The organism is Pseudoroseomonas cervicalis (assembly GCF_030818485.1).
Lineage (GTDB): Bacteria > Pseudomonadota > Alphaproteobacteria > Acetobacterales > Acetobacteraceae > Pseudoroseomonas > Pseudoroseomonas cervicalis_A.
On record NZ_JAUTAJ010000004.1, the window covers coordinates 347,416 to 373,162 of the forward strand.

At 72.6% G+C, this 25,747-nt stretch carries 23 protein-coding genes; 4 read left to right on the forward strand and 19 right to left on the reverse strand.

The annotated features are described in order from the left end of the window. Nucleotides 1-44: 44 nt before the first annotated feature. The 12 genes from QE401_RS05485 to queA all read right to left on the reverse strand — a co-directional run bounded on the left by QE401_RS05485 (nucleotide 45) and on the right by queA (nucleotide 10,196). Nucleotides 45-908, reverse strand: a complete 864-nt coding sequence (locus tag QE401_RS05485; protein ID WP_307137256.1) for a class I SAM-dependent methyltransferase — start codon at nucleotides 906-908, stop codon at nucleotides 45-47. Next, nucleotides 905-1,948: a glycosyltransferase family 4 protein gene (locus QE401_RS05490; RefSeq protein WP_307140185.1), complete on the reverse strand. Its 1,044-nt coding sequence runs from the start codon at nucleotides 1,946-1,948 to the stop codon at nucleotides 905-907. The genes QE401_RS05485 and QE401_RS05490 overlap by 4 nt, the downstream gene beginning before the upstream one ends. Before the next feature lie 2 nt (nucleotides 1,949-1,950). Beyond that, nucleotides 1,951-2,352 carry a 6-pyruvoyl trahydropterin synthase family protein gene (locus QE401_RS05495; RefSeq protein WP_040611909.1) on the reverse strand — a complete coding sequence of 134 codons (402 nt, stop codon included), beginning with the start codon at nucleotides 2,350-2,352 and terminating at the stop codon, nucleotides 1,951-1,953. Between the two features lie 19 nt (nucleotides 2,353-2,371). Continuing rightward, nucleotides 2,372-3,355, reverse strand: coding sequence for a zinc-dependent alcohol dehydrogenase (locus QE401_RS05500; protein ID WP_307137257.1), 984 nt, complete (start codon nucleotides 3,353-3,355; stop codon nucleotides 2,372-2,374). Next, nucleotides 3,352-4,194 (reverse strand): RibD family protein, encoded by an 843-nt coding sequence (locus QE401_RS05505; protein WP_307137258.1) that lies wholly within the window; start codon nucleotides 4,192-4,194, stop codon nucleotides 3,352-3,354. The genes QE401_RS05500 and QE401_RS05505 overlap by 4 nt, the downstream gene beginning before the upstream one ends. A gap of 360 nt (nucleotides 4,195-4,554) precedes the next feature. Further along, nucleotides 4,555-5,112, reverse strand: a complete 558-nt coding sequence (locus QE401_RS05510) for a VUT family protein (protein WP_307137259.1) — start codon at nucleotides 5,110-5,112, stop codon at nucleotides 4,555-4,557. A gap of 50 nt (nucleotides 5,113-5,162) precedes the next feature. Next, complete coding sequence (gene queC, locus QE401_RS05515) at nucleotides 5,163-5,909, reverse strand: 7-cyano-7-deazaguanine synthase QueC (protein WP_307137260.1); 747 nt, start codon at nucleotides 5,907-5,909, stop codon at nucleotides 5,163-5,165. 59 nt (nucleotides 5,910-5,968) lie between these two features. Continuing rightward, nucleotides 5,969-6,283: a hypothetical protein gene (locus tag QE401_RS23040; RefSeq protein WP_307137261.1), complete on the reverse strand. Its 315-nt coding sequence runs from the start codon at nucleotides 6,281-6,283 to the stop codon at nucleotides 5,969-5,971. Between the two features lie 49 nt (nucleotides 6,284-6,332). Then, nucleotides 6,333-7,397 carry a tRNA epoxyqueuosine(34) reductase QueG gene (gene queG, locus QE401_RS05525; protein ID WP_475638098.1) on the reverse strand — a complete coding sequence of 355 codons (1,065 nt, stop codon included), beginning with the start codon at nucleotides 7,395-7,397 and terminating at the stop codon, nucleotides 6,333-6,335. A gap of 128 nt (nucleotides 7,398-7,525) precedes the next feature. Continuing rightward, nucleotides 7,526-7,993: a preQ(1) synthase gene (gene queF / locus QE401_RS05530; protein ID WP_307137262.1), complete on the reverse strand. Its 468-nt coding sequence runs from the start codon at nucleotides 7,991-7,993 to the stop codon at nucleotides 7,526-7,528. Continuing rightward, nucleotides 7,990-9,117, reverse strand: coding sequence for a tRNA guanosine(34) transglycosylase Tgt (tgt, locus tag QE401_RS05535; RefSeq protein ID WP_307137263.1), 1,128 nt, complete (start codon nucleotides 9,115-9,117; stop codon nucleotides 7,990-7,992). Before tgt ends, queF begins: the two co-directional genes overlap by 4 nt. Beyond that, a complete protein-coding gene (gene queA / locus QE401_RS05540) occupies nucleotides 9,114-10,196 on the reverse strand; it encodes a tRNA preQ1(34) S-adenosylmethionine ribosyltransferase-isomerase QueA (RefSeq protein ID WP_373461421.1) in 1,083 nt (360 codons plus the stop codon). Before queA ends, tgt begins: the two co-directional genes overlap by 4 nt. 170 nt (nucleotides 10,197-10,366) lie before the next feature. Between queA and QE401_RS05545 the strand changes: the two genes are divergently transcribed. The 3 genes from QE401_RS05545 to QE401_RS05555 are packed head-to-tail and all read left to right on the forward strand — an operon-like array spanning nucleotide 10,367 to nucleotide 13,810. Further along, nucleotides 10,367-12,049 (forward strand): thiamine pyrophosphate-binding protein, encoded by a 1,683-nt coding sequence (locus QE401_RS05545; RefSeq protein ID WP_307137264.1) that lies wholly within the window; start codon nucleotides 10,367-10,369, stop codon nucleotides 12,047-12,049. A 4-nt stretch (nucleotides 12,050-12,053) separates the two neighbouring features. Continuing rightward, nucleotides 12,054-13,043 (forward strand): 3-hydroxyacyl-CoA dehydrogenase family protein, encoded by a 990-nt coding sequence (locus tag QE401_RS05550; protein WP_307137265.1) that lies wholly within the window; start codon nucleotides 12,054-12,056, stop codon nucleotides 13,041-13,043. Then, nucleotides 13,040-13,810 (forward strand): SDR family NAD(P)-dependent oxidoreductase, encoded by a 771-nt coding sequence (locus QE401_RS05555; protein ID WP_307137266.1) that lies wholly within the window; start codon nucleotides 13,040-13,042, stop codon nucleotides 13,808-13,810. The genes QE401_RS05550 and QE401_RS05555 overlap by 4 nt, the downstream gene beginning before the upstream one ends. Before the next feature lie 40 nt (nucleotides 13,811-13,850). On the opposite strand, the gene QE401_RS05560 is transcribed toward QE401_RS05555, so the two are convergent. Next, nucleotides 13,851-14,090, reverse strand: a complete 240-nt coding sequence (locus QE401_RS05560; RefSeq protein ID WP_307137267.1) for a hypothetical protein — start codon at nucleotides 14,088-14,090, stop codon at nucleotides 13,851-13,853. A gap of 184 nt (nucleotides 14,091-14,274) precedes the next feature. On the opposite strand from QE401_RS05560, the gene QE401_RS05565 reads away from it, so the two are divergent. Next, nucleotides 14,275-15,483 (forward strand): Zn-dependent hydrolase, encoded by a 1,209-nt coding sequence (locus QE401_RS05565; RefSeq protein WP_307137268.1) that lies wholly within the window; start codon nucleotides 14,275-14,277, stop codon nucleotides 15,481-15,483. A gap of 155 nt (nucleotides 15,484-15,638) precedes the next feature. Here QE401_RS05565 and QE401_RS05570 read toward each other — a convergent pair whose 3' ends face one another. The 6 genes from QE401_RS05570 to QE401_RS05595 all read right to left on the reverse strand — a co-directional run bounded on the left by QE401_RS05570 (nucleotide 15,639) and on the right by QE401_RS05595 (nucleotide 25,619). After that, nucleotides 15,639-16,412, reverse strand: a complete 774-nt coding sequence (locus QE401_RS05570) for an SGNH/GDSL hydrolase family protein (RefSeq protein ID WP_307137269.1) — start codon at nucleotides 16,410-16,412, stop codon at nucleotides 15,639-15,641. 14 nt (nucleotides 16,413-16,426) lie between these two features. Beyond that, nucleotides 16,427-17,581, reverse strand: coding sequence for an OpgC family protein (locus QE401_RS05575; protein ID WP_307137270.1), 1,155 nt, complete (start codon nucleotides 17,579-17,581; stop codon nucleotides 16,427-16,429). 65 nt (nucleotides 17,582-17,646) lie between these two features. Further along, nucleotides 17,647-18,795 carry an OpgC domain-containing protein gene (opgC, locus tag QE401_RS05580; protein ID WP_307137271.1) on the reverse strand — a complete coding sequence of 383 codons (1,149 nt, stop codon included), beginning with the start codon at nucleotides 18,793-18,795 and terminating at the stop codon, nucleotides 17,647-17,649. A 44-nt stretch (nucleotides 18,796-18,839) separates the two neighbouring features. Beyond that, the gene (locus QE401_RS05585) at nucleotides 18,840-19,700 is read right to left on the reverse strand and encodes a transglutaminase family protein (RefSeq protein WP_307137272.1); all 861 of its coding nucleotides are present in this window, start codon (nucleotides 19,698-19,700) and stop codon (nucleotides 18,840-18,842) included. Further along, complete coding sequence (locus QE401_RS05590; protein ID WP_307137273.1) at nucleotides 19,697-22,207, reverse strand: circularly permuted type 2 ATP-grasp protein; 2,511 nt, start codon at nucleotides 22,205-22,207, stop codon at nucleotides 19,697-19,699. The genes QE401_RS05585 and QE401_RS05590 overlap by 4 nt, the downstream gene beginning before the upstream one ends. Nucleotides 22,208-22,220: 13 nt before the next feature. Further along, nucleotides 22,221-25,619: a transglutaminase family protein gene (locus QE401_RS05595; RefSeq protein ID WP_307137274.1), complete on the reverse strand. Its 3,399-nt coding sequence runs from the start codon at nucleotides 25,617-25,619 to the stop codon at nucleotides 22,221-22,223. Nucleotides 25,620-25,747: the final 128 nt, after the last annotated feature.

Below are 25,747 nucleotides of genomic sequence, written 5' to 3' on the forward strand. Positions count from 1 at the left end.
CCCCTGACCCCGCTGGGGGGACAGGGTCCCCCCAGACCCCGCCATCAGTGGGGGGGCAAGGCCAGCAGATCGGTGTGGCCAATGCGGACGGAGAGGCGGCCGCGGCGGGCCTGGGCGCGACGCGCCTCGGCCCAGCCGCGCAGCAAGGGCGCGGTGCCGGGGGGCAGGGCAGCGCGGGCCGCCTGCGCATGGCCCTCGGCCAGCGTGTCCGCCATCACCGGCGTGGCGCCAGGCACGAACCAGGGGCTGGGGGCGGTCTGCACCCGGAAGCCCGCCCCCCGGAAGGCGCGCGCCATCGCCGCCGGCGCCGCGGGGCCCAGCGCCCTGCCAAACCCCTTGTCGCGCCCCTGGTCGCGGCGGAAACCACGCGCCACCAGCCCATCGGCCGGATGCGGCGGGCTGAAACGGTCCCGCCCATCGACATTCAGCGCGGCATAGAAGGGCACCCGCAGCGCGCCCGCCATCTGCCGCACCCAGCGATGCGAGACCAAATCGCACAGCGCCGTGCTGACCACGCCATCCGCCTTGTCCAGCGGCAGGGCGGAGGGTCCGGCGGCGAGGTCGGCCACCAGCCCCTCCACCCGCCAGACGCCCTGCGGCGTGTGCACCAGCAGCGTGGTCGGGCGCGGCCAGGTGGTGGTCCAGCCGGCCAGGATCGCCCGCTCCTCGATGGTGGCGAAGGCGCGCTGCAGCAGCGCTGCATCGGCATCCACCAGCGTCCAGAATTGCGACCGCCCCAGGATCGGCGCCAGCCAGCGCAGCAGCGAGCCGGTGCCGGCGCCGAGATCCAGCAGATGCGGCCGCGGCGGCAGCGCCTCGGCCAGGGCGATCGCCAGCGACGCGTTGCGGGCGCGGGCGTCGAAGGGCTCGCGCAGCTCCAGCCAATCGGCCTCGAAGGGTTCGCTCATGCGCTGACCTGCTCCAGCTCGGCGGCGAAGGCGGTGGCGCGGTCCGTCCAGCGCGGCAGGCGCTGCCCGGCCTGCCAGGCGGCCTCCGCCATGTCGGCGCGCAACCGCGTGTCGAAGATCACCCGCCGCATGGCGCGGGAGAGCGAGGTGACATCCCCCGGCGCCGCCACCACCCCGGCCTCGCGTGGGACGAGGTCGGCGATGGCGCCGCCGGCGGTGATGGCGACCGGCAGGCCGCGCGCCAGCGCCTCGGCCGCCGCCATGCCATAGCCTTCCCAATGGGTCGCCAGCGCGAACAGGTCGGCGCGGGCATAGAGCGCCTCCAGCGCCGCCTGCCCGACCTCGCCGGCGAAGCTGACGCGCTGGTCGATCGCCAGCTCCACGGCCAAAGCGCGCAGCCCCTCGGCATGCACGGGGTCGCGCGGCGCGCCGGCGATGGTCAGCGACCAGTCGAGATCCGGCAGCTTGGCCAGCGCCCGCATCAGCACGTCATGCCCCTTGCGCGGCACCAGCACGCCGACGGCCAGGATGGCGCAGCCCGGCCCGCCCGAGCCCCGCGCGCGCGGCGCCGGGTCGGTGCCCGGCTCGACCACGCCGATGCGCGCCGGATCGGCGCCGAACTCGCCCGGCAGCCGGTCGGCGGTGAGGCGGGAGGTGGCGACCAGCCGCGCCAGGCGTGGGAAGAGCAGCGCCTCGCGCCGCTTCAGCTCGGCGCGCTCCGCCTCGGTGAAGCCGGGCTCGATGGCGGTCGGGTGGTGGATCAGCCCGACGGCGCCGCGCGCTTCCAGCTCCTCCACGAAAGGCGCGAAGGCGGGCAGGCCGAGCCCGTCGATGATCAGCCGCGTCCCCTGCGGCACCGCATCCAGCGCGGCGCGGGCCGAGGCCTCGGCCGCGTCATCGGGCAGCGGGTGGCGGCCGGACAGCTCCACCACCTCCACCGCATGCCCGGCTTCGGAGAAACCCTGCACCAGGCGGCGGTCATAGCCATAGCCGCCGGAGATGGTGGCGAAGGGGCCGGGGACCAGCAGGGCGATGCGCATGCTCACGCCGGCTCCGCCTCATAGGCCGCCCAGGCCAGCGGGCTTTCGCGCAGCAGCACCTTGATGCCGGTGACGGCACCGCCGCCCGCGCCCAGCCGCCCCTCGCGCAGCGCCGCCGAGAGCAGGGCATGGATGTGCTGGCAGAGGAATTCGGTGCTGGTGTTCTGCCCGGCGAATTGCGGCAGCGTGTCGAGATTGTTGTAGTCGAACCCGTCCAGGATGCGGCGCAGCTCGACCCGCGCGGCGGCGATGTCGATCAGCAGATTGTCGGGGCCGAGGCGCGGGGCACGGAACTCCGCCTCCACCACGAAGGTGGCGCCGTGCACGCGCTGCGCGGGCCCGAAGCCCTCGCCGCGGAAGCTGTGCGCGACCATGATGTGGTCGGCGACGGTCAGGCTGAACATCGGCATCCCTTCGTAAAAGTCACGGAGCGTAGGTGATGACGGGGCAGAGCGGCGCAACCTCTCCCTCGGCCGGCTTGCCGAGCAAAGCGGGCAGCCGCGCCGGCAATTCGGCGAAGGGCAGGGTCGGGCCGCACAGCGTGTCGAGCGCCGGATCCGCCAGCAGCGAGAGGGCCAGCGCCATGCGCTGCCCATGGCAGCGGCGCCCGCGCATGCTGCCCGAGACGGCGCCGACCTGGGTGGAGCGGAGGGTGAGGCGCTTGGCGTGGAAATCCTCGCCCAGCGGCAGGGAAACGGGCGCGTCGCCGAACCAGGAGGCTTCGAGGATGCGCGCCTCGAAGGCCGCATGGGCCAGGGCATGGCGCAGCCCGTCGCCGCTGGCCGAGGCGTGGATGATCAGCTCCTGCTCGCCCGGGCTGTCCTCGGGCAGGGCGAAGCGGCAGCCCAGCGCCTCGGCCTGGGCGCGGCGGCGCGGATCGGTGTCCAGCAGCGTCACCTCGGCGCCCGGCAGCCGCGCCAGCAGGAAGCCGGCCAGCAGCCCGACCACGCCGGCGCCGATCACCAGGATGCGCTCGCCGAGCCGCGGCTCGGCATCCCAGACGATGTTCAGCGCGGTTTCCATATTGGCGCCGAGCACGGCGCGATGGTCCGGCACCGCATCCGGCACCGTGGTGCAGAGCGCGGCGGGGGCGATGAAGCGGTCCTGGTGCGGGTGCAGGCAGAAGACGCGCTGGCCCCGCCACTCCGCCGGACCCTGCTCGACATGGCCGACCGCGGCGTAGCCATATTTCACCGGGAAGGGGAAATCTCCCTCCTGCAGCGGCGCGCGCATCGCCGCCCATTGGCTTTCCGGCACGCGGCCCTGCAGCACCAGCCGCTCCGTCCCGCGCGAGACGCCGCTGGCCAAGGCGCGCACCAGCAGCTCGCCCTCGGCGGGCGGGGAGAGGTCTTCCTCGCGGATCTCGCCCTGGCCCGGGGCGGTGGTCCAGAAGGCCCGCGCCCTCATGCGGCGCAGACCGCCGGGCGGGCGCGGTGCAGGGCGATGTCGAACAGCACATCCTCGCCCAGACGGTGCACGCCCCAGGCGAAGCGCAGCCCATCGGCGATGCGCGCCGCCTCGGGCAAAGTGAAGGCGGGGATGCCGCTGCCCAGCAGCACCGGCGCCACGGTGACATGCAGCCGGTCCAGGCAGCCGGCGGCGAGGAAGCGGGAGACGGTGAGGCCGCCGCCCTCGACAAAGATGCGCCGGAGCCCGCGCGCGGCCAGCATCGGCAGCAGGGCCGGCAGGTCGATGCCGCCGATCGCGGCGCGGGGCGCGCGCAGCAGCTCCGCCGCGCCGTGCCGGTCGCGCGGCAGGCCGCGCTCCGGCGCGTCCTCGGCGCAGACCAGCAGCGTCGGCGGGCCGCCCGCGGCGAAGACGCGATATTCGGTGCCAAGCGTCCGGCTGGTGTCGATGACCACCCGCACCGGGTTGGGGCCGGGGCAGTCGCGCGTGGTCAGGCGCGGATCGTCATGCTTCACCGTGCCGGCGCCGACCAGCACGGCATCGCAGAGCGCGCGCAGCCGGTGGGTGTGCAGCAGGTCGCCGGGGCCGCCGATCCACTGGCTGGAGCCGCCGGCGGTGGCGATGCGGCCATCCAGCGTCTGCGCCAGCCGGCCCAGCACCAGGCAGCCATCCTGCGCCTGCGCGCTGGCCAGGATGGGGGCGAAGAGTTCGGTGAGCGGGCCGGGCGGCAATGCCGCGAGGTCGCCGCCCTGCCGCGCGCGCAGCAGCGCCTGCCAGGCGGGGCTGTCGGCCGCGCATTCTTCCGGGGGCTGCGGCGGGGTCGGGGCGGTGGCGTGCATGCGCGGCCTCTATGCCCGAAAACCGCATGGGGATGTATCCCCCCGGCCGCGATGGGCGGCCGGGCCGGGCTGTCGGGCAGAGCCAGCCGGCGCTGCTGCAACGCGGGGCGCGCGGCAAAGGCGGCAGCACGGCGCCGCATCGTGCGGGAACGGACCGCGCCCCGCCCCGTCACGGCGGCAGCCTGGCGGGACAGCGCGCGCTCTTCGCGGGGCTGCACTTCATCGCGCTGTCGGCGGCGTCAGCCCGGTGGGAACAGCCAGCGCCGTTCCCCTTCGCCCCGCGTCCCGCCTGTCCACGCGACCGCGGCCGCCCGACCGAGTCCCGCCCCTCCACAAGACGGCGGCAGCCCGACAAAAAAATCAGGCGGGGAGGATGCCGCGGCGGGCGTCGGCGCGGCGCAGCCAGGCGGTCAGCGGCAGGGCCAGCAGCACCATCCACAGCTTGCCCATCACCTGGCCGGGCAGGTAGCCGAGATCGCCGAAGGCGATGGCCAGGAAGAACACGCTGTCCACCACCAGCCCGACCAGGCCGGAGGCGAGCACCGCCAGCACCAGGTTGCGCCGCTGCAGCGGGGTATAGACCAGGAGGTCGGCGGTCTCGCTGAGCAGGAAGGCGGTGGCCGAGGCCAGCACCAGCGCCGGCGGCGCCAGCAGGGCGGAGAGCGCGGTGCCCGCCACGATCGCGGCCCAGGCGAAGCGCAGGCCGAGGCGGCGCTGCACGAAGTCGCGCAGCACCAGGGCCAGGCCGATCATCAGCACGCCGGAGGGCGCCATGATGCCCGGGGCGACCGGGATGAGGCAGGGCCCGTTCGGCACGCAGACCGTGCCGGCATGGCCGATCAGCCAGTTCGCCGCGGGAATGGTGAGGCCGAAGGCGATGAGGGCCAGGAAGCCCTCCCACCGGCGTGGGTCGGTCATCTGCGAGTTTTCCATTGCTGGGCGGGAGCATCCGCGCCGACGAAAAGCCGTCAGCGGCGCGACTGGTACTCCGCCCAGCCCCTGGCGCGCAACTCGCAAGCCGGGCACGCAGCGCAGCCATGCCCCCAGGGGTGCAATGCGCCGCGCTCGCCGCGGTAGCAGGTATGGGTCTTCTCGACGATGTCGCAGACCAGGCGCTGGCCGCCCAGCCGCTCGGCCAGCGCCCAGGTCTCGCCCTTGTCCAGCCACATCAGCGGGGTGTGCAGGATGAAGCGGCGCTCCATGCCGAGGTTCAGCGCCAGCTGCAGCGCCTTGATGGTGTCGTCGCGGCAATCGGGGTAGCCGGAGAAATCCGTCTCGCACATGCCGCCGACGATGTGGCGCAGCCCGCGCCGGTAGGCGAGCGCGGCGGCGAAGGTCAGGAACAGCAGGTTGCGGCCGGGGACGAAGGTGTTGGGCAGCCCGTCCGCCTGCATGGCGATCTCGGTCTCGCGGGTCAGCGCGGTGTCCGACAGCTCGCCCAGCGCGTCGAGCCGCAGCGTGTGGTCAGGGCCGAGCCGCGCCTGCCAATCCTCCGGCAGGCCGCTGCGGAAGCCCTCGCGGCATTCCAGCTCGATCCGGTGGCGCTGGCCGTAATCGAAGCCCAGCGTCTCCACCCGCGCGAAGCGGGTCAGCGCCCAGGCCAGGCAGGTGGCGGAATCCTGCCCGCCGCTGAACAGCACCAGCGCGCCATCCTCCACCGTATGGCGGCCGAGCAGCCCGTCCGGGGTGATCTGGGATGTGGTGCCGTCCTGCATGCGCCTGCCTCCTGCTGCGCCGGGCTTGCGGCGCGGCGGGCGGCGCGTCAAGCGCGACGTCAGAACAGGCCGAGAATGCCGCGCCCCGCGCGCTCCGCCTTCACCAGCAGCGTCGCCTGCTCGGCGGCATAGGTGCGGCGGGCGGTCAGGCCGGGCAGGCCGATGCCCTTGCGGTCGCACCAGGGGAAGAATTCCTGCGGCCGCACCGCGATGCGGATGACGCGATAGCCTTCACCCACCGCGCGCTGCAGATCCTTCTTCGCGCCGAGCAGCCAATCCTCATAGGATTCGCTCATATCCGGCATCCGGGCACGCAGGGCCTCGAAGGAATCCCTGTCATACCAGGCGAAGCCCATCACGCGGTCATCCTTCATCCCACCCTCCTGGCAAGCCCGCCGCAGGGTAGGCGCAAGATCTCAAAGATTAGGTTGACGGCGCCGCGGCGGAGAGCCGCGCCCGCGCCCAGCGGGCGGCCTCCGCCACGATCTCCGACGGGTCGGCGGCCAGCCGCTCGGCCACCGGGCGCAGCGCCGGCTCGGCCGAATTGCCGATGGCGATCAGCACATTGCGCAGGAAGCGGTCGCGCCCGATGCGCTTGATGGGCGAGCCGGAGAACAGCGCGCGGAAGCCGGAATCGTCCAGCGCGGCCAGCTCGGCCAGGCGAGGCGCGGTCAGGTCCTCGCGCGGGATCAGCCCGGGCTCGCGCGCCGCCTGGGCGAATTTGTTCCAGGGGCAGGCGGCCAGGCAGTCGTCGCAGCCATAGATGCGGTTGCCGATGGCGGCGCGGAATTCCTCCGGGATCGGGCCCTTGTGCTCGATCGTCAGGTAGGAAATGCAGCGCCGCGCATCCAGCCGGTAGGGGGCGGGGAAGGCCGCCGTCGGGCAGGCGGAGAGGCAGCGCGTGCAGCCGCCGCAATGATCCTGCCCGGCGCCAGAGGGCGCCAGGTCCAGCGTGGTGTAGACCTCGCCCAGGAACAGCCAGGAGCCGTGGCTGCGCGAGACCAGATTGGTGTGCTTGCCCTGCCAGCCGAGCCCCGCCTGCTGCGCCAGCGGCTTCTCCGCCACCGGGGCGGTGTCGACGAAGACCTTCAGCTCGCTGCCGCGCCAGCGCTCCACCATCCAGCGGGCCAGCGCCTTCAGCCGCTTCTTGACGATGTCGTGGTAGTCCCTGTGCCGGGCATAGACGCTGATGGCGCCCACGTCGCGCTGCGCCTGGAGCGCGCGCGGGTCGTGATCCGGCCCGTAATTCATGCCCAGCGCGATGACGGAGACCGCCTCGGGCCACAGCGCCTGCGGATGGGCGCGCTGTCCGGCCCGGTCGGCCAGCCAGCCCATCTCGCCCTGCATGCCGGCAGCCAGGAAGGCATCCAGCCGCGCCCGCACCTCCGGCCCCAGCCGCGCCGGGGCAAAGCCCACCGCATCGAAGCCCAGGCGGAGGGCTTCGTCCCGGATGGCGGCGGCGCGGGCTTCAGGGGTGTCTATGTTCAGTTCCTTCTTTTTCTGAAGAAAAAGAAGCAAAAAGACTTTTTGCCAGGCTGCCGCCGTCTCCCGGTGAAGCGGGACGCCAAACTGACAAAAGTTTTTTGGTTCTTTTTTCCAAAAAAGAACAAATACCTTCAGCCACGCCCCTTATAGGGCGGCACCCCTTGCTCCGGGATCCAGACCCCCTCCGGCGCCGCCCCCGTCTGCCAGAACACGTCGATCGGGATGCCGCCGCGCGGGTACCAGTAGCCGCCAATGCGCAGCCAGACGGGGGCGAGCGTCTCGGCCAGGCGCAGGCCGATGCCCACCGTGCAGGCCTCGTGGAAGGCGCCATGGTTGCGGAAGCTGGTCAGGAACAGCTTCAGGCTCTTGCTCTCCACCAGCCAGTCGCCGGGGATGTAGTCGATCACCAGATGCGCGAAATCCGGCTGGCCGGTCAGCGGGCAGAGGGAGGTGAATTCCGGCGCCACGAAGCGCACCGTGTAGCGCTGGCCGGGATGCGGGTTGGGCACGCGCTCCAGCACCGCCTCCTCGGGCGATTGCGGCTGGGCGACGGCCTGGCCCAGCATGGTCAGGCCGGAGACGTCGTGAGAGGTGGTCATGCGGTGGTTTCCTCGGCCTGCGGCGCCCAGCCGGCCTCGATGGCGGCGGCTTCCTGCTCGAAGCGACCATCGAGGATGGCCTGGCGCAGGCGCTGCATCAGGCGCTGGTAGTAGCGGATATTGTGCCAGGAGAGCAGGATCGGCCCCAGCATCTCATCCGCCTTGAACAGATGGTGCAGATAGCCCCGGCTGTGCCTTGTGCAAGCGGGGCAGTCGCATTCCGGGTCGAGCGGCGAGGTGTCCTCGGCATGCCGGGCATTGCGGATGTTCAGCACGCCGCGGCTGGTATAAGCGCGCCCCGTGCGGCCCGAACGCGTTGGCATCACGCAATCGAACATGTCGACGCCGCGCCGCACCGCCCCGATCAAATCCGATGGCGTTCCGACGCCCATCAGGTAGCGTGGATGCGTCTCCGGCAGCATCGGCACGCAGAAATCGAGGACGCGGAACATTTCTTCCTGTCCTTCGCCGACCGCCAGGCCGCCAATGGCGTAGCCCTCGAAGCCGATCTCGCGCAGGGCCTTGGCGCTCTCGGCGCGGAGATCCTCATAGACGCTGCCCTGCTGGATGCCGAACAGCCCATAGCCCGGCCGCTCGACAAAAGCGGCGCGGGAGCGCGCGGCCCAGGCCATGGACAGCCGCATGGATTGCGCCGCCACCTCATGCGTGGCCGGGAAGGGTGTGCATTCGTCGAAGCACATGGTGATGTCGGCATCCAGCAGGTGCTGGATCTCGATGCTGCGCTCCGGCGTCAGGCGGAATTTCTGGCCGTTGATGTGGCTCTGGAAGGTGACGCCGTCCTTGTCCAGCTTGCGCAGCTGCGACAGGGACATGACCTGGAAGCCGCCGGAATCGGTCAGGATCGGCCCGTGCCAGTCCATCATCTCGTGCAGGCCGCCGAGTTTGGCGACCCGCTCGGCGCCCGGGCGCAGCATCAGGTGATAGGTGTTGCCGAGCACGATCTGCGCGCCGGTGGCGCGCACGGCGTCCGCCGTCATGCCCTTCACCGTGCCGGCGGTGCCGACCGGCATGAAGACCGGGGTGGCCACATCGCCATGCGCGGTGTGCAGCGTGCCGGCACGGGCCTTCCCGTCCTGGCACTGGCAGCTCCAGGAGAGTGTCATGGGGTCGGGTCCTCCCGGAACAGCAGGCTGGCATCGCCATAGGAGTAGAAGCGGTAGCCCTGCGCCACCGCATGGGCATAGGCGTCGCGCATGCGCGCCTGCCCGGCGAAGGCCGAGACCAGCATGAACAGGCTGGATTTCGGCAGGTGGAAATTGGTCAGCAGCAGATCGGCCGAGCGGAAGACATGGCCGGGCAGCAGGAAGATATCTGTGAGTCCGCGGAAGGGGTGGACGACACCGTCCGTGTCCACCGCGCTCTCCAGCAGCCGCAGCGCCGTGGTGCCGATGGCGATGATGCGCCCGCCCTTGGCCCGCGTCTCGTTGATGGCCGCCGCCGCCGCCTCGGAGATATGGCCCCACTCGGCATGCAGCTTGTGCTCGCGCGGGTTGTCGCCGCGGATCGGCAGAAAGGTGCCGGCGCCGACATGCAGCGTCAGGGAGACCTGGCCAACGCCACGCTCCGCCAGGGCTGCCAGCAATCCGGGCGTGAAATGCAGGCTGGCGGTGGGGGCGGCGACCGCCCCGGGCTCGCGCGCGAAGATCGGCTGGTAATCCTCACGATCCTCGGGCCGGGGGCCGTCGGGCCGCGCGATATAGGGCGGCAGCGGGATCTCCCCGGCCTTTTCCAGCGCGGCGGCCAGCTTCCCCTGGTCGGGGCCGAAATCGATCAGCGCCGCGCCGCCTTCCTGCCGCTCCACCACCCGCGGGGCGAGTTCCGGCGCGCCCTCGATCGTCAGGATATCGCCAGGGCGCAGCTTCTTCGCGTTGCGCACCAGGGCGTGCCACATCCCGCCGCTCTCGGCGCGGTTCAGCATGATCTCCAGCCGCGCCTCGCCGCGCCGGGCGCGCAGGCGGGCGGGGATGACGCGGGTGTCGTTCACCACCATCAGATCGCCGGGGCGCAGCCAGGCGGGCAGGTCGCGCACGCCCTGGTCGCGCAGCCCGTCGTGGGCTGCCACCAGCAGGCGGGCGGCGTCGCGCGGCCGGGCGGGGGCCTGGGCGATCAGCGCCTCGGGCAGGGCGAAGTCGAAATCCTCGGCCCGGAGCTCGGGCAGGGCGGGGGGTGTGGTGCTGGTCATGGGGGTTTCCGCCGGCGGCGGTAGCGGAGGGGGGGCGCGAAGGCAAGCGCAGACGCCGCCATGCCGCCATGCGGGGGCGGGCCAGACAGGGAGTAAGGGGGGGGTGGGGTTGCCGCCCCGGCCCCGGCCGGGCAGGCTGGCCGCCGAGGAAAACGGAACCAGGACCGACCATGCGCCAGAACGGGGCGGAATGGCTGGCGCGCAGCATCGCGCGTTCCGGCCAGAGCCATGTCTTCTTCATCGACGCGGTGCTGCGCCCGACGCTGATGGCCCTGCAGGCCGAGGGGGTGCAGCCGGTGCTGGCGCATTCCGAGAAGGGCGCGGCCTATATGGCCGATGGCTATGCCCGCATCGCCGGCCTGCCCGGCATCGTCGCCGCGCAATCCGTGGGCGCCGCCAATCTGGCCGCCGCCTTGCAGGACGCGTATCTGGCCCGCGCGCCGCTGCTGGCGCTGACCGGCCGCAAGACGCCCGCCGCCCAGCACCGCAACGCCTATCAGGAGGTGGCGCACGCCCCGCTCTTCGCGCCGGTGACCAAATTCTCGGCCGCGGTGGAGAGCACGGCGGAGCTGCCGCGCCTGTTCCGCCAGGCCTGGGCGGCCGCCGTCTCGGCCTCGCCCCGTCCGGCGCATCTCGACCTGAACGGGCTGATGGGGGAGGTGGTGGAGCAGGGCGAGGCGCCCGAACCCCCGGCCGAGCTCGGCGCCTGGCGCGCGCCGCGCCACCGCCCGCTGCCCGACCCGGCGCTGGTGGAGGATGCCGCGCGGCGGCTCGCCGCCTGCCCGCGTGTGGCGATCCTGGCCGGCGATGGCGCGGCGCAGTCGCGCTGCGGGGCGGAGCTGCTGGCCCTGGCCGAGCGGCTGCGCGCCCCCATCGTCACCAGCCTCGGCGCCCGGGCGCTGGTGCCGACGCGGCATCCATTGGTGGCGGGCGTCTCCGGCACCTATTCCGCGCCGCCAGCCAACCGCGTGCTGCATGCCGCCGATCTCGTGCTGATGGTGGGCTGCGATGGCGGCGATCAGGTGACGCTGAACTGGCGCCTGCCGCGCGCCGGGGCCGGGATCATCCGCCTGGATGCCGACCCGATGGAGCTGGCGCAGGACAGCGCCGGCGGGGCCACGGCGCTCGATCTGCTCTGCGATCCGGCCGCCGGCCTCGCGGCGCTGGCCGACGCGCTGGGCCGCCCCGAGCGGGACGACAGCTTCGCTGGCCAGGCGGCGGGCTGGATGGCGGAGTGGCGCCAAGCCATGGCGCCGCGCCTCACCTCCGACGAGGCGCCGATCGACCCCGCCCGGCTCTGCGCCGAGATTTCTGCCAGTTTGCCCGAGGATGGGGTGCTGGTGGCGGATACCGGCTATTCCGGCATCTGGACCGGCACGCTGGTGGAGTTCAACGGGGCGGGGCAGGAGTATCTGCGCGCCGCCGGCTCGCTGGGCTGGGCCTTCCCGGCGGCGCTCGGCGCCAAATGCGCGGCCGGGGCGCGCAAGGTGGTCTGCTACAGCGGCGACGGCGCGCTCTACTACCACCTGACCGAGCTGGAGACCGCCAAGCGCCGCGGCATCGCGGTGACGCTGGTGGTCAACAACAATCGCGGCTTCGGCCAGGGCTGGCCGAACCTGCTGCGCGCCGCCGGCAACCGGCCGGAGGTCGCCGGCACGCTGCTGCGCTTCGGCGAGCACACGGATTTCTGTGCCATCGCCCGCGGTTTCGGCCTGCGCGGCATCCGCGTCGAGCGCGCCGGGGAGATCGGCCCCGCCTTGCGTGAGGCCATGGCATCGGACGAGACCGTGCTGGTCGAGGTGATGACCGGCATCGACCACCGCGCCCCCGAACCCTGGTCGCCGGAGAGCTGACCCCATGAACATCGCCATCATCGGCGCCGGGCTGATGGGCCATGCGCTGGCCCTGGTCTTCGCCATCGGCGGCCACCGCGTGCGGCTCACCGACAGCAACCCGGAGGCGCTCGCCCGCGCGCCCGGCCTGATGGAGAAGGCCCGCGCCACGCTGGAGCGGGAGGGGGAGGCCGGGGGCCTGTCCGCCGAGGGGCTGCGCGAGCGCGTCACCCTGCACGACACCCTGGCCGCGACGGTTGCCGACGCCGCCCTGGTGATCGAGGCGATCATCGAGAAGCCCGAGCCCAAGCGCGCCCTCTTCGCCGAGCTGGACGCGCTGATGCCAGCGGAGGCGCTGCTGGCCAGCAACACCTCCTATCTCGACGTCTTCCCGCTGATGCCGCCCGCGCGCCTCCCGCGCGCGCTGATCATGCACTGGTACACGCCGCCCTATCTGGTCGATCTGGTCGATCTGGTGGGCAGCCCGGAATGCCCTGAGGCGGTGGTGGAGGAACTGGCGGCGGAGCTGCGCCGCATGGGCAAGGTGCCGCTGGTGATGCGCCGCTTCCTGCCCGGCTACATCGCCAACCGGCTGCAATCGGCGCTCTCCCTCGAATGCTACCGGCTGATGGATGAGGGCTACGCCACGCCGCAGGAGATCGACGAGGCGATCATCCACGGCCTCGGCCTGCGCCTGCTGCTGCTGGGCCAGATGGCGAAGGGCGATTTCACCGGCCTGCCGCTCTCCGCCCATGCGCTGGCCAACCGCATGTATGCGCCGCCCGAGCCGCAGGGCCGCAGCGCCACGCTGGACGCGGCGCTGGAACAGGGCCGCACCGGCGTGATGGCCGGGCGCGGCTTCTATGATTGGGGCGGGGCCGACCCCGCCACCCTGATGGCCGAGCGCGACCGCAGACTGATCGCGCTGAAGCGCGCGCTGCGGCAGATCGGCCCGATGGCCGGGCTCGGCGCCGGCACCACTTCCGACAACAGGCAGGACGAGACCACGCGATGATCCGCTACGAGCTTTCCGGCAAGCGCGCCCTGGTCACCGGCGGCGCTTCCGGCATCGGGCTGGCGACGGTGCGGCTGCTGGCCGGCGCCGGCTGCCGCGTCGCCATCAACCACCTGGAGAACGACCCGCGCGGGGCCGAGATGGTGGCCGAGCTGCGCGCCGCCGGGCATGACGTCATCGCCGCCCCCGGCAATGTCGGCGATGCCACGGACGGGCCGCGCATGGTGGCGCAGGCGATCGCCGATCTCGGCGGGCTCGACTATCTGGTGAACAATGCCGGCACGCCCGGCACCAGCAGCCTGATCCCGCCCACCGCGCTGGAGCGGCTGACCGAGGAGCTGTGGCAGACCGTGCTGCAGGTGAACCTGCTCGGCGTGTTCCGCTGCGCCAAGGCGGCGGCGCCGGCACTGCAGGAAGCCGGCGGCGCGGTGGTCAATGTCGCCTCCATCGCCGGGCTCGACAGCCCCGGCAGCTCCATGGCCTATGGCGCCACCAAGGCGGGTGTCGTCAGCCTGACGAAGAACCTGGCGCGCGGCCTCGCACCCCGGGTGCGCGTCAATGCGGTCGCGCCCGGCGCCGTCGATTCCTCCTGGATGGTGGAGTGGACGCCGGAGCGGCGCGCCGCCTCGGCCGAGAAGGCGCTGCTGAAGCGCCGCTGCACGCCGGAGGATCTGGCGGAGGTGATCGTCTTCCTGCTGGCCGGGGCAGGCATGGTCACCGGCCAGACCGTGGTGGTCGATGGCGGGCTGACGCTGGAATCGCGCTGAAGCCCGGCCGCGGGGCGGCGCGGGGCATCGCGCCGCCCGGCTAGCGCAGCCGCCCCAGGAACCAGGGGGAGAGCGGCACCTCCCCCGCCGCCATGCGCCGCGCCGCCTCGGCCTTGTGGCGGCGGATATCCTCCGCGCTCACCTCATAGCCATAGCGCTGCAGCACCAGCGCCGCATCGGCGGCGTCGGTCACCAGATCGAGCTCCTCATGGATCGCCTCGGCGAGCGCCGGACGCAGCTCCATCTCGGCGATGAAGCGCTGCAGCTCATCCGCGTTCATGGCGAGCCCCCGCAAGCGAAGCCTGTGCATGACGACCTCTCCCGCCCGATGGACACTTGCATGCCACGCTGAAGTTCGTTTTGCAAGCGGTTCAAAATTGCGGCTTTGTGCGGTGCGCGCAGCTTCTTGCCGCGCGCCGCGCCGCGCCGCACCATCGCGCCTTCGCCGCTGAGGAAACCCCGCCATGCCGAAGGCCGACACCGCCCGCTTTCTCCAGGATCTGCACGAGCTGCGCCAGATCGGCGCCTATCGCACGGGCGTGCATCGCCCGACCTACTCGCCGCAGGACATGGAATCGCGCCGCTGGCTGATGCGGAAGCTGGAGGAGGTGGGGCTGGAGGCCAGCATCGACGGCATCGGCAATGTCTATGGCCGCCACAAGGGGGCGGGGCCGCATCTGTTGGCCGGCAGCCATATCGAGACGCAGAACGAGGCCGGCTGGCTGGATGGCGCGCTCGGCGTCGTCGGCGCGCTGGCCATGGCGCGCGCCGGACTGCCCGTCGATGTCTGCGCTTTCGCCGATGAGGAAGGGCATTTCGAGGGCGGCTTCCTCGGCAGCCGGTCGATCATCGGCGACCTGTCGGAGGAGGAGATCGACCGCAGCCGCAACCGCACCGACGGGACGCCGCTGCGCGACGCGCTGGCCGCCGCCGGCCTCGCCGGCCTGCCGCGCATGCAGCTCGAGCCCGGGCGGCACAAGGGCTTCTTCGAGATGCATATCGAGCAGGGCACGCAGCTGGAGCGCGCCGGGCTGCGGCTCGGCATCGTCAGCGGCATCGTCGCCATCTGGCAGTGGCGGCTGCTGGTGGAGGGGCAGCAGGACCATGCCGGCGGCACCACCATGGCCGAGCGCCGCGATGCCGGGCTGACCGCGGTGCGGCTGCTGGCCGCGATCGACGCCGAATTCCCGCGCATCTGCGGCGAGCGCAGCACCTGGACCACAGGCCGCATCACGCTGGAGCCGGGCGCGCCCAGCATCATCCCCGGCCGCGCCGATGTGCTGTTCCAGTTCCGCGATGTCTCGCTGGCCAGGCTGGAGGAGATGGAGGCCGGGCTGCGCCGCCTGGTGCAGGAGAGCAACCGGCGCGAGCGCTGCGAGACCACGCTCTCCGCCGTCGGCAAGGCGACGCCCGCGCTCTGCGACCCCGGCATGATGCGCGCGCTGCAGGCGGCGGCCGAGGCGCTGGCGCCGGGCGCCTGGCAGGTGATGCCGAGCGGCGCCGGGCATGACGCACAATACATCGCGCAGCTCATGCCCTCCGCGATGCTCTTCGTGCCCTCGATCGGCGGCATCAGCCATCACTGGGCGGAGGACACCAAGGAGGAAGACCTGGCGCTCGGGGTCGAGACGCTGGTGGAAGCGGGGGCGCGCTTCCTGGCGGGGTCGAATTGAGGGCATCGGAGGGCTCGGGGAAGGGTTCTTTTTTGTAAAAAAGAACCAAAAAACTTTTGTCAGTGGGCGTCCCTCCTATGGCCTGAGGCGGGACGCCAAACTGAAAGAAGTCTTTTTGCTTCTTTTTCTTCAGAAAAAGAAGATTTGTTAATCTGCTATTCCTTGGTCACGCGCCGCGCCATGCCGCCCGCCAGCACCTCGGCCATGCATTGGTAGCCGAGATCGTTCATGTGGAACCCGTCCTCGGACAGCATCAGCACCGGCTGCGGCAGGGCCTGCCAGAAGCGCATGATGGCGTAGCGCCGCATCATCGGGATGCGCCGCTCCGCCGCCACGCGCTCGATGCTCTGCACGAAGGTCTGGTAGAGATCCTGGTTCGGGATGCTCGGGAAATATTGCGGGTTGATCAGCACCAGGTCGCGCCCGCGCTCCAGCACGAAATCGGCGCCGTCGCGCAGGATGCCGGCGAAGGCGGCGGCGGTGACGCCGCGCAGCGCGTCATTGGTGCCGAGCTGCCACAGCACCACATCCGGGTCCCATTCCTCCACCGCTCGTTTCATGCGCACCAGGGTGGTGGAGGCGACCTCGCCGCCGATGCCGTCATTCTTCACGGTGATGTCGGCGCCGGGCAGCAGCCGCTCCAGCGCGGCCTCCAGCCGCGGCGGATAGGCGTGGGAGGGCACGGTGGCGCCGATGCCGGCGGTGGAGGAGGAGCCGATCGCCAGGATGCGCACCGGCTGCCGGTCCTGCAGCAGGGCCCGCATGCGGGGCAGGCCGAATTGCAGGTCGCGCAGCTCATCCGGCACGGTGCAGGCGGCGGGAACATTGTCGGTGCGGACCGGGGGCGGCGGGGCCGCCGGCTGCGCGCCGGCGGGAGGGGCTGCCGCCAGCAGGGCGATGGCGAGCAGGGCAGCGGCAGCCAGATGCATCGGCGGCGGGATCCTCAGGAGAGGCGGGCGATGGCGGGCAGCGGCGCCGCCTCGGCGGGCTTGCCGCCGCGGCGCTTCTCGGTCAGCGTCAGCAGGCCCGCTACCAGCACCTGGGTGAAGATGCCGGCGCTGACATAGGTGATGTCGAACAGCACCCCGTCATAGCCGGTCTGGCGGAAGGCGACGCCGGTCAGGCTGACCAGCAGGCCGGTGCAGAAGATCGGCAGCGAATGCCGCCCCATCATCGCCAGCGGGTGGGTGCGCGGCGCGCTGCGCGCCCAGTCCTGCAGCGGCGAGAACACCACCACATAGGCCAGCGCCAGCACATGCAGCAGCCGCGGCAGGGAGAGGTACTGCTTCTCCGGCACGGTCAGGAAATCCGGCAGCGGCAGCAGCCAGCCATGGCCGGGCAGGCCGGTGCCCAGCATCACCACCGCGCCCAGCCCCACATAGGCCAGCGCCGCCCACCACAGCCCGCGATGATAGCGGACCGCCGCGCCGGTGCGGCTGCGCCGCGCGCCCAGCGCGAAGCCCAGCACGAACAGGAACTGCCAGGAGAGCGGGTTGAAGAACCAGCCGCCGGGCAGCAGGCTGGGGAAATTGGCGCCCGTCAGCCCGGCTGCCAGCCAGATGGCGAAGGACAGGCCGAGCGCCGCCTGCATGCTGCGCGCGGCGAGCGCCATCAGCAGCGGCAGCAGGCCGATCAGCACGAAATACAGCGGCAGGATGTTGAGGAAGCCGGGCTGGTAGCGCAGCGTCGCGGCATCGACCAGGGCACCCGCCGGGTCGAGCATCAGCGGCTCCAGCGCGATCACCGACATCAGGCCGAGATCGCCATTCTTCAGCGCCTTGGTGGCGAAGACGGCGGCGCCCAGCACGACGAGCGCCAGATGCGTGGTGTAGAGCTTCACCGCCCGGCTCAGCACCTTCATGGTGATGCCGAAGCGCTCGCCCTCCAGATAGCGGCTGAAATAGGCGGAGGCCGCCGCGTAGCCGGCGAAGAAGACGAACAGATCCGCCGCGTCGGAGAAGCCGAAATTCTTGTGCGTCCAGTTCTCCAGCACATTGCCGGAGACGTGGTTGACGAAGATCGTCACCAGCGCGAAGCCGCGCCAGACGTCGAGGGCCGTATCGCGGCCCGGCGCGGCCGATGCAATGGGCGCCGCCATGTCGTCCTCCTCCGAGACGGCGCAAGGGGCGCCGCAGCAAAAACCGCCCTTTCGCCTTGGCGGTTTCAGGTGGGGCGGGTGACGGTCGCGTCAACGGCCGGGGGGCGTATGCGCGCGCGACGGTGATCGCGCCAGGCGGCGAGGCCGAGCTGCAGCGCCAGCCCCGTGGCCAGCCAGAGGAGATCGGGCAGCAGCCCCGCCCCCGGCGGCCGCAGCGCCATGCCGAGCAGGCTGAGCGCCAGGCCGAGGGTGAAGACCGGCAGGGTGTTGCGGCCGAGCCGCGCCAGCGGGTGGGTGGGGCCGGCGCGGCGCGCCCAGCGCTGCAGCGGCGAATGCGCCACCACATAGCAGAGCGCCAGCACATGCAGCAGCCGCGGCAGGGCGAGGTACTGCTTGTCCGGCAGTACCAGCAGCGCCGGCAAGGGCCAGTCGGCGGGGCTGGGCAGGCCCCGCAGATGCATGGCGAAGGGGCTGGCCAGCAGCAGCGCCAGCGCCGCCCACCACAGCGCCGGATGCCAGGGCAGGGGGCGCCCCAGGCTTCGCCTCGCGCCGCAGGCGAAGCCCAGGGTGAACAGCAGCTGCCAGGAGAGCGGGTTGAAGAACCAGCCGCCGGCCGCGCCCTCCGCCGGCAGATTGACCCGGCCGAGCCCGGCCGCCAGCCACAGCGCGGCCGAGGCGCCGAGGGCCAGGGCCAGATGCCCGCGCGCGGCGGCCAGCAGCAGCAGCGGCAGCAGCAGCAGCAGCACCAGGTAGAGCGGCAGGATGTCGAGATAGTGCGGCTGCAGCGCCAGCGCGAGCAGCGGGCCCAGCAGGCCCGCCGGATCGTCCAGCAGCGGGGCCAGGCCGAGCCGCGTGGCGTAGCCGGGCCGCGCCCAGGGCACCAGCAGCAGCGCCAGGGCGACCAGGCCGAGATGCGCGGCATAGAGCAGGCCGAGCCGCGCCAGCAGCCGGCGCAGCACGGCGCGCGGCTGCGCGCCGCCGCGGCGGAAGCGCGGCAGATAGGCCAGCGCCGCGACATAGCCCGCGAACAGCACGAACAGCTCGGCCGCGTCGGAGAAGCCGAAATTCAGCGGGGTCAGCCGGCGCAGCAGGCTGTCGCCGGCATGGTTGACGAAGATCGCCACCAGCGCCGTGCCGCGCCAGAGATCCAGCGCCGCGTCGCGCCCGGCCGGGCAGGGCACGGCCAAGGCGGGTTTCGTTTCGGTGTCGGACATATCGGCCGGCAGATGGGGTGTCGCGAGCGCCGGCATAAGCCCTCTCAGGCCGGGGTGAGGTCGACGCTGACCGTCAGGCCGTGCCGCCCGCCGCCCAGGATGATGCCGCGCAGTGGCGAGATGTCCTGGAAGTCGCGCCCCCAGCCCAGCACCACATGCTCTTCCTGCACCACCAGATCATTGGTGGGGTCGAGGTCGATCCAGCCGAAGGGCTCGCCCAGCCAGGCGCCGACCCAGGCATGCGACTGGTCGGCGCCCAGCCGCGCCGTGCCGCCCGGCGGCGGGCGGGTGCGGATATAGCCCGAGACATAGCGTGCCGGCAGGCCGAGGCCGCGCAGCCCGCACAGCATCAGATGCGTGAAGTCCTGGCAGACCCCCGCGCGCTGCGCCAGCACCTGCGCCACCGGCGTGGCGATGCCGGTGACGCCGGGGCGGAAGGCGAAGTCGCGCTTGATGCGCCGGTTCAGCTCCAGCAGCCCCTCCAGCACCGGCCGGCCGGGCGGGAAGGAGAAGGCGGCATAGTCGCGCGCCCCCGCCTGCTCGGGCAGCATGGGGGAGGGGTAGGTGAATTCGGCGGCCTCCGGGTGGCGGGCGGCCTCGGCCGCCACCTGCTCCCAGGGCGGCGTCAACCCGGCCAAGGGCGGGGTGGGGAAGGCGGTCTCCACCTCGGCCTCGGAGACCACCTCGAAGCGGGCATGCGGGCGGTCGAGGAACAGCCAGGTCACCCGGTTGCCGAAATGGTCGGTGTCGCCGGCGACGCGGGCCGGCTCCGGCGCGCAGGCGATGCTGTCCCACACCACGCGCTGCTGCGGCAGCGGGCGCGGCGAGAGATGCAGCATATGCGACGCGATATCCACCGGCTCGGCATAGCTGTAGGCGGTGGCATGGCGGATGCGCCACCTCATGCGGCACCCCAGAACAGCACGGCGGGCTCCTCGGCCATGTCCGGGCCCAGGGTCTGGGCCGGCGGCAGCAGGGCGAAATAGCGCCGCGCGATGCCGTCCGACAGGGTGGCGATCTCGCCCTCCATGGCGGCGATGCGCGGGGCGAGCTGGACGGCCATCTGCGCCTGGTCGGTGGCGGCCAGCAGCTGCTGCGGGATGGCCTCGACATCCGCCAGCAGCGCGTCGAGGCCGGGCAGCAGCGCCTCCTCGGCGCCGCCATCCAGCGCCACCAGCCGCCGCCGCATGGCCTGCAGCTGATAGGCCAGGCCGCGCGGATTGCCCGGGTCGGCCAGCACCAGGTCCAGCGCCGGCGCCGGCTGCAGCACGGCGAGGTAGCGGCTACGATAGGTGATGACGGAATCGCACAGCTCGAGCGCCAGCCGCAGCCCGCCCTCGATGCGGCTGGCCGGCTGGGCGAGGGCGAAGCCGAGCTGCGCGGCGATCGCCTGGGCGCGCTCCAGCCGCCGCCCCAGATCAAGGAAGGCATAGCCGCCGGCGCGCACCATGTTCTCCGCCGCGGCGCCGGCCACGCCGGCCGAGAAGCGCAGGATGCCGGCCAGCACCTCCTCCAGCCCCGGCAGGCCGCGGCCCTGCTGCGCCGCCTGCACCCGCACCGCGCGCAGCGGCAGGGTGAACAGGGTGTGCATGTCGCCGGTCAGCCGGTCGCGCACCGATTCGACCAGCCGGGCGATCTCGCCCATCAGCCAGGCCATGGTGCCGCCCTCGCGCAGGGCGCGCCACAGCGCCGCCTGCAGCGCGGTGTTGGCGGCGCCGTTCGGCGCATCCTCCGGCTGGGCCAGCCCGGCATGGCGCAGCGCCGCGGCGAGTGCCGCCAGCTCCGCCTGCTCGCGCGGCAGCAGCGGCCCGCGGTCGAGCCGTTCCAGCACCGCGCGCATCAGCCGCGCCGAACCCTCCAGCCGCTCCACATAGCGGCCCAGCCAGAACAGGTTGTCGGCGACGCGCGAGGGCAGCTCGCCGGCGCCGCGCTGGATCGCCAGCGGCGGCGCGGGCAGGGCGGCGGGGCCCAGGATCTGCGTGCCTTCCTCGCTCAGCACCCAGACATCCTTGGCCACGCCCTGGCGCGGCAGCCGCCCGCCCAGGCCCTCGCCGGGCTGCGGCACGCGGGCCAGGCCGCCCGGCAGGGCGTGCCATTCGCCGGCCTCCTGCACCAGGAACATGCGCAGGATGACCGGGGCGGGGGAGAGCTGCGCGCCATCGGCGCAGGGCGCGACGGAGGGCGGCATGGCGCGGCTGGCGGCGAAATCCTGCGGCCGCTCGCGGATGCGGGCCAGCAGCGCGGCCAGCGCCGCATCCTCCATGCCGGCCAGCGCCTGGGCGGGCTGGGCGCCGTCATAGGCGTGCCGCACCATCCAGGGCGCCGGATCGGCCAGCAGCGCGGCGCGTGCCCCGGGCTCGGCCAGCCAATGCGTCTCCAGCACCGGCAGGCGCAGCGCCTCGCCTAGCAGGCGCTGGCAGAGGGCCGGGAGGTAGGGGGCAAGCGCCGGCGCCTCGGCCATGCCGCAGCCGGGGGTGTTGACGATGCGCAGCGCGCCATGCCGCATGGCGTCCATCATGCCCGGCACGCCGGGGCCATGGCCGCCGAATTCCAGCGGGTCCAGGCTGCGGCCATCGACCCGGCGCAGCAGCACATCGACCGGACGCAGCCCCTTCAGCGTCTTCAGCCACAGCGCGCCGCCGCGCACCGTCAGGTCGCCCGGCTCGACCAGGGCGCAGGAGAGCTCGCCGGCCAGCAGCACATGCTCGAACCAGAGCGGGTGGTGCACGCCCGGCGTCAGGAGCGCGATGGCGGCATTGTCGCGGCCGCTGGGGGCCAGGCGCTGCAGGCTGTCCTGCCAGCGGTCGAAGAAGGGGCGCAGCGGCCGCACCTGCTGGAAGCGGAAGAGCTGCGGCAGCACCCGCCCCAGCATGCGCCGGTTCTCCTGCGCATGGCCGATGCCGGCGGCGCGGCTGGTGCGGTCGGCCAGCAGGCGCCAGCGCCCATCCGGGCCGCGGATCAGGTCGGCGGCATAGGCGTGCAGCAGCGGCAGCGCCGGCGGATGCGCCGCGCTGCGCACCGGGCGCAGGAAGGCCGGGTTGGCGAAGACCAGCGCCGGCGGCAGCAGCCCCTCGGCCAGCAGGCGCTGCGGGCCGTAGCAATCGGCCAGGATGGCGTCCAGCAGGCGCGCGCGCTGCGCCAGCCCCTCGGCCAGCTCGGCGAATTCGGCCGCCGGCAGCACCAGCGGCACCGGGTCGCAGCGCCAGGCGCGGGCCGAGCGGCCGCCGCCGGGCAGCAGGGAGGAGACGCCCTCATCCTCGAAGGCACGGTCGAGGCGCCGCGCCGCCTCGGCGGTGCCGCTGCCGGCATGGTCCGGCGGCAAATCGGCGAAGGCCGCCAGGATGCCGCGCCAATGCGGGCGCACCTGGCCGCGGCCATCCACCATTTCATCGAGCGGGGCGAGGCTGTTCACCCAGCCGCCGGTATCACGCGAAACGGCGCAGGTCGAGCGTGCGTCGCAGCTCCGCGCTGTCCACCGGGCGCGGCTCTGTGCTCGGGCCGGGGCGATGGCCGAAGGGGAAGAAGCGGGCGCGGCGGCGGGCCTCCGCCTCCTGGGCATTGACCGGGAAGCGCTCATAGTTGCGCCCGCCCGGATGCGCCACGTGATGGGTGAAGCCGCCCAAGGCGCGGCCGGTCCAGCGGTCCCACAGCTCGAACACCAGCGGGCCCTGCGCCGGCACGCCGGGATGCAGGGCGGAGGGCGGCGCCCAGGCCTTGAAGCGCACCCCGCCCACATACTCCCCGGCGCGGCCGGTGGGCGCCATCGGCAGGGCGCGGCCATTGACGCCCAGCACATAGCGCTCCGGCGAGAGGCCGCTGGCGCGCAGCTGCAGCCGCTCGGTCGAGCTGTCGACATAGCGCGCCGTGCCGGCGCCGGTGCTCTCCTCGCCCAGCACATGCCAGGGCTCGAGGGCGTGGCGCAGCTCGAGGCCCACGCCATGCAGCGTCACCTCACCCAGCAGCGGGTAGCGGAAGGCGAAATGCGGCGCGAACCAGTCCTTTTCGAGCGGGGCGCCGAGGGATTTCAGCTCCTCGATCGCATCGGCAAAATCCTGCTCGGCATAGTGCGGCAGCATGAAATCGTCATGCAGCCGGGTGCCCCAGCGGACCAGGCGGCGCTCATAGGGTGTGCGCCAAAAGGCGGCGATGGCGGCGCGCATCAGCAGCATCTGCGCCGCCGACATCTGCGGGCTGGGCGGCATCTCGAAGGCGCGGAACTCGACCAGCCCGCGCCGGCCGCCGGCATGGTCGGGCGAGTACATCTTGTCGATGCAGAACTCGGTCCGGTGGGTGTTGCCGGTCATGTCCGCCAGGATGTTGCGGAACAGCCGGTCGGTCATCCAGGGCGCCATCTCCTGCCCCGGCCGCACCTGCTGGAAGGCGATCTCCAGGTCGTGCAGCGCATCCTGCCGCGCCTCGTCGATGCGCGGATGCTGGCTGGTCGGGCCGATGAACAGCCCGGCGAACAGGAAGGACAGGCTCGGATGGTTGTGCCAGAAGCCGAGCAGCGATTTCAGCAGGTCCGGCCGCCGCAGGAAGGGGCTTTCCTCGGGCGTCGCGCCGCCCATGACGACATGGTTGCCGCCCCCCGTGCCGACATGCCGGCCATCCAGCATGAATTTCTCGGCCGCCAGCCCTTCCTCCCGCGCCAGCGCATAGAGCTGCTCGGTGCGCGCCACATGCTCGGGCCAGGAGAGGGAGGGGTGGATGTTCACCTCGATCACCCCCGGATCGGGGGTGACGGAGAAATGCAGCAGCCGCGGGTCGGAAGGCGGGCCATAGCCCTCCAGCACCACCTTGCGGCCCTGCGCGGCGGCGGTGTCCTCGATGGCGGCGGTCAGCTCCAGCCAATGCTCCAGCCGGGCGAGCGGCGGGTAGAAGATGTGGATCTTGCCCTCGCGCGCCTCGACCGTCAGCGCGGTGCGCACGAGGTCGGGCTGCGGCTGGCCGACCACCGGCGGCACCGCCCGGGGATAGGCCAGGTCGCGCCAGGCGGCGGCCGGCGGCAGGGTGCCGCCCGGGGCGTCCTCGGCCGGCAGCGGCGCCGGCTGGTGGCGCAGCGGGAAGCCGGGCATGCCGTCGCGCGGCTGCGGCCGGCCGGGCAGGGCGGGCTGGCGGTGATAGTGATCGGCCGGCGGCAGCCCGGCGCGGGGCGCGAAGGGGTCGGCCTCGAATTCGGGCTCGATCTCCTTCGGGTCGGCCCAGGGCAGGCTTTCCAGCGGCAGGCGGAAGCCGATCGGCGAATCGCCGGGCAGCAGGAAGATCGGGTCGCCCTCGCGGAACAGCCAGAGCCCGCTCTCCCAGCCCTGCCCGTCGGCGCGGCGGCGCAGCGGCAGCACCGAGCCGACCTCCGAGGACAGGCCCTGGCCGAAGACGCGCGCCAGCCGGGCGCGCTCCAGCGGGTCGCGCAGTTTGGAATCCTCGACGATGACATTCGCCGGCAGCCGCTTCTCCCGCCACAGATAGTGGTGGATGTCCTCATGCGCCGGCTGCACGAAGCCCTCGGCCAGGCCCAGCCGCAGCGCCAGCGCCTGGGCGAAGGCGCGGGCCTGCGCGGCGGTGGCGTCGCCGCTGTCGTCATCGCCGGCGAGGCGCGCCGGGTCGAGCCAGACCGGCTCGCCATCCGCCCGCCAATAGGCGTTCAGCGCCCAGCGCGGCAGCTGCTCTCCGGGATAGTGCTTGCCCATGGCGTATTGCACCACGGCGCCCGGCGACCACAGCGGCAGCAGGCGCTGCAGCAGCCGCCCGGCCAGGCGGCGCTTGGTCGGGCCCAGGGCGGCGGTGTTCCACTCCGCCCCCTCCTGGTCGGTGGCGGAGACGAAGGTGGGCTCGCCACCCATGGTCAGCCGCACCCCGCCGGCGGCGAGCTGCGCATCGACCGCATCGCCGGCATCGAGGATCGCCCGCCAGGCGGCCTCGGAATAGGGCTTGGTGACGCGCGGCGTCTCCCGCACCCGGGCGACGGTCATGGCGAAGTCGAACTCGACCTCCGCCTTGCTCATCAGGCCGGAAATGGGGGCGGCGGATTGCGGCTCCGGCGTCGCCGCCAGCGGGATATGCCCCTCGCCGGTCAGCAGGCCGGAGGTGGCGTCCAGCCCGACCCAGCCGGCGCCGGGCAGGTAGACCTCGGCCCAGGCATGCAGGTCGGTGAAATCGGCCGACGGGCCCTCGGGCCCCTCCAGCGGCTTCTGGTCGGCCACCAGCTGGATCAGGTAGCCGGAGACGAAGCGCGCCGCGTAGCCCAGATGCCGCAGCATCTGCACCAGCAGCCAGGCGCTGTCGCGGCATGACCCCTTGCCCTGGCCCAGCGTCTCCTCCGGCGACCAGACGCCGGGCTCCAGCCGCACGATGTAGTCGATGCGCTCGGAGAGCATCTGGTTCAGCCCGGTGATCATGGTCACCGTGCCCTGCTCGCCGCGCGGCACCCGCTCCAGCAGGCCCGCCAGCAGCGGGCCGGCGGGGGCGGCGCGGCGGAACGGCGCCAGCTCCTGCTCCAGCACCGGGTCATAGGCGAAGGGCCAGGTCTCCGCCTCGGGCTCCAGGAAGAAGTCGAAGGGGTTGATGGTGGCCATGTCGGCCACGAGGTCGACGGTGACCTCGAAATGCCGCACCGCCTCGGGGAACACCACGCGGGCCTGGAAATTGCCCTGCGGGTCCTGCTGCCAGTTGATGAAATGCGGCTTCGGCGAGATGCCCAGGCTGTAGGACAGCACTGGCGTGCGCGAATGCGGCGCCGGCCGCAGCCGGATGGTCTGTGGCCCCAATGTCACCGGCCGGTCGTAGCGGTAGCGGGTACGATGGGTCAGCGCGACATGGATGGACATGCAGGATCCCGGGACTCGTTCCTGCGCAGCAGCATAGACAGCCGCCGGAGGCAGGGGAAATCATCGCGCCGGCGAAATCTGCATCGCGGCGCGGCAGGACGCCCGGGCGCTGCCCTGCCGGTGCCGTT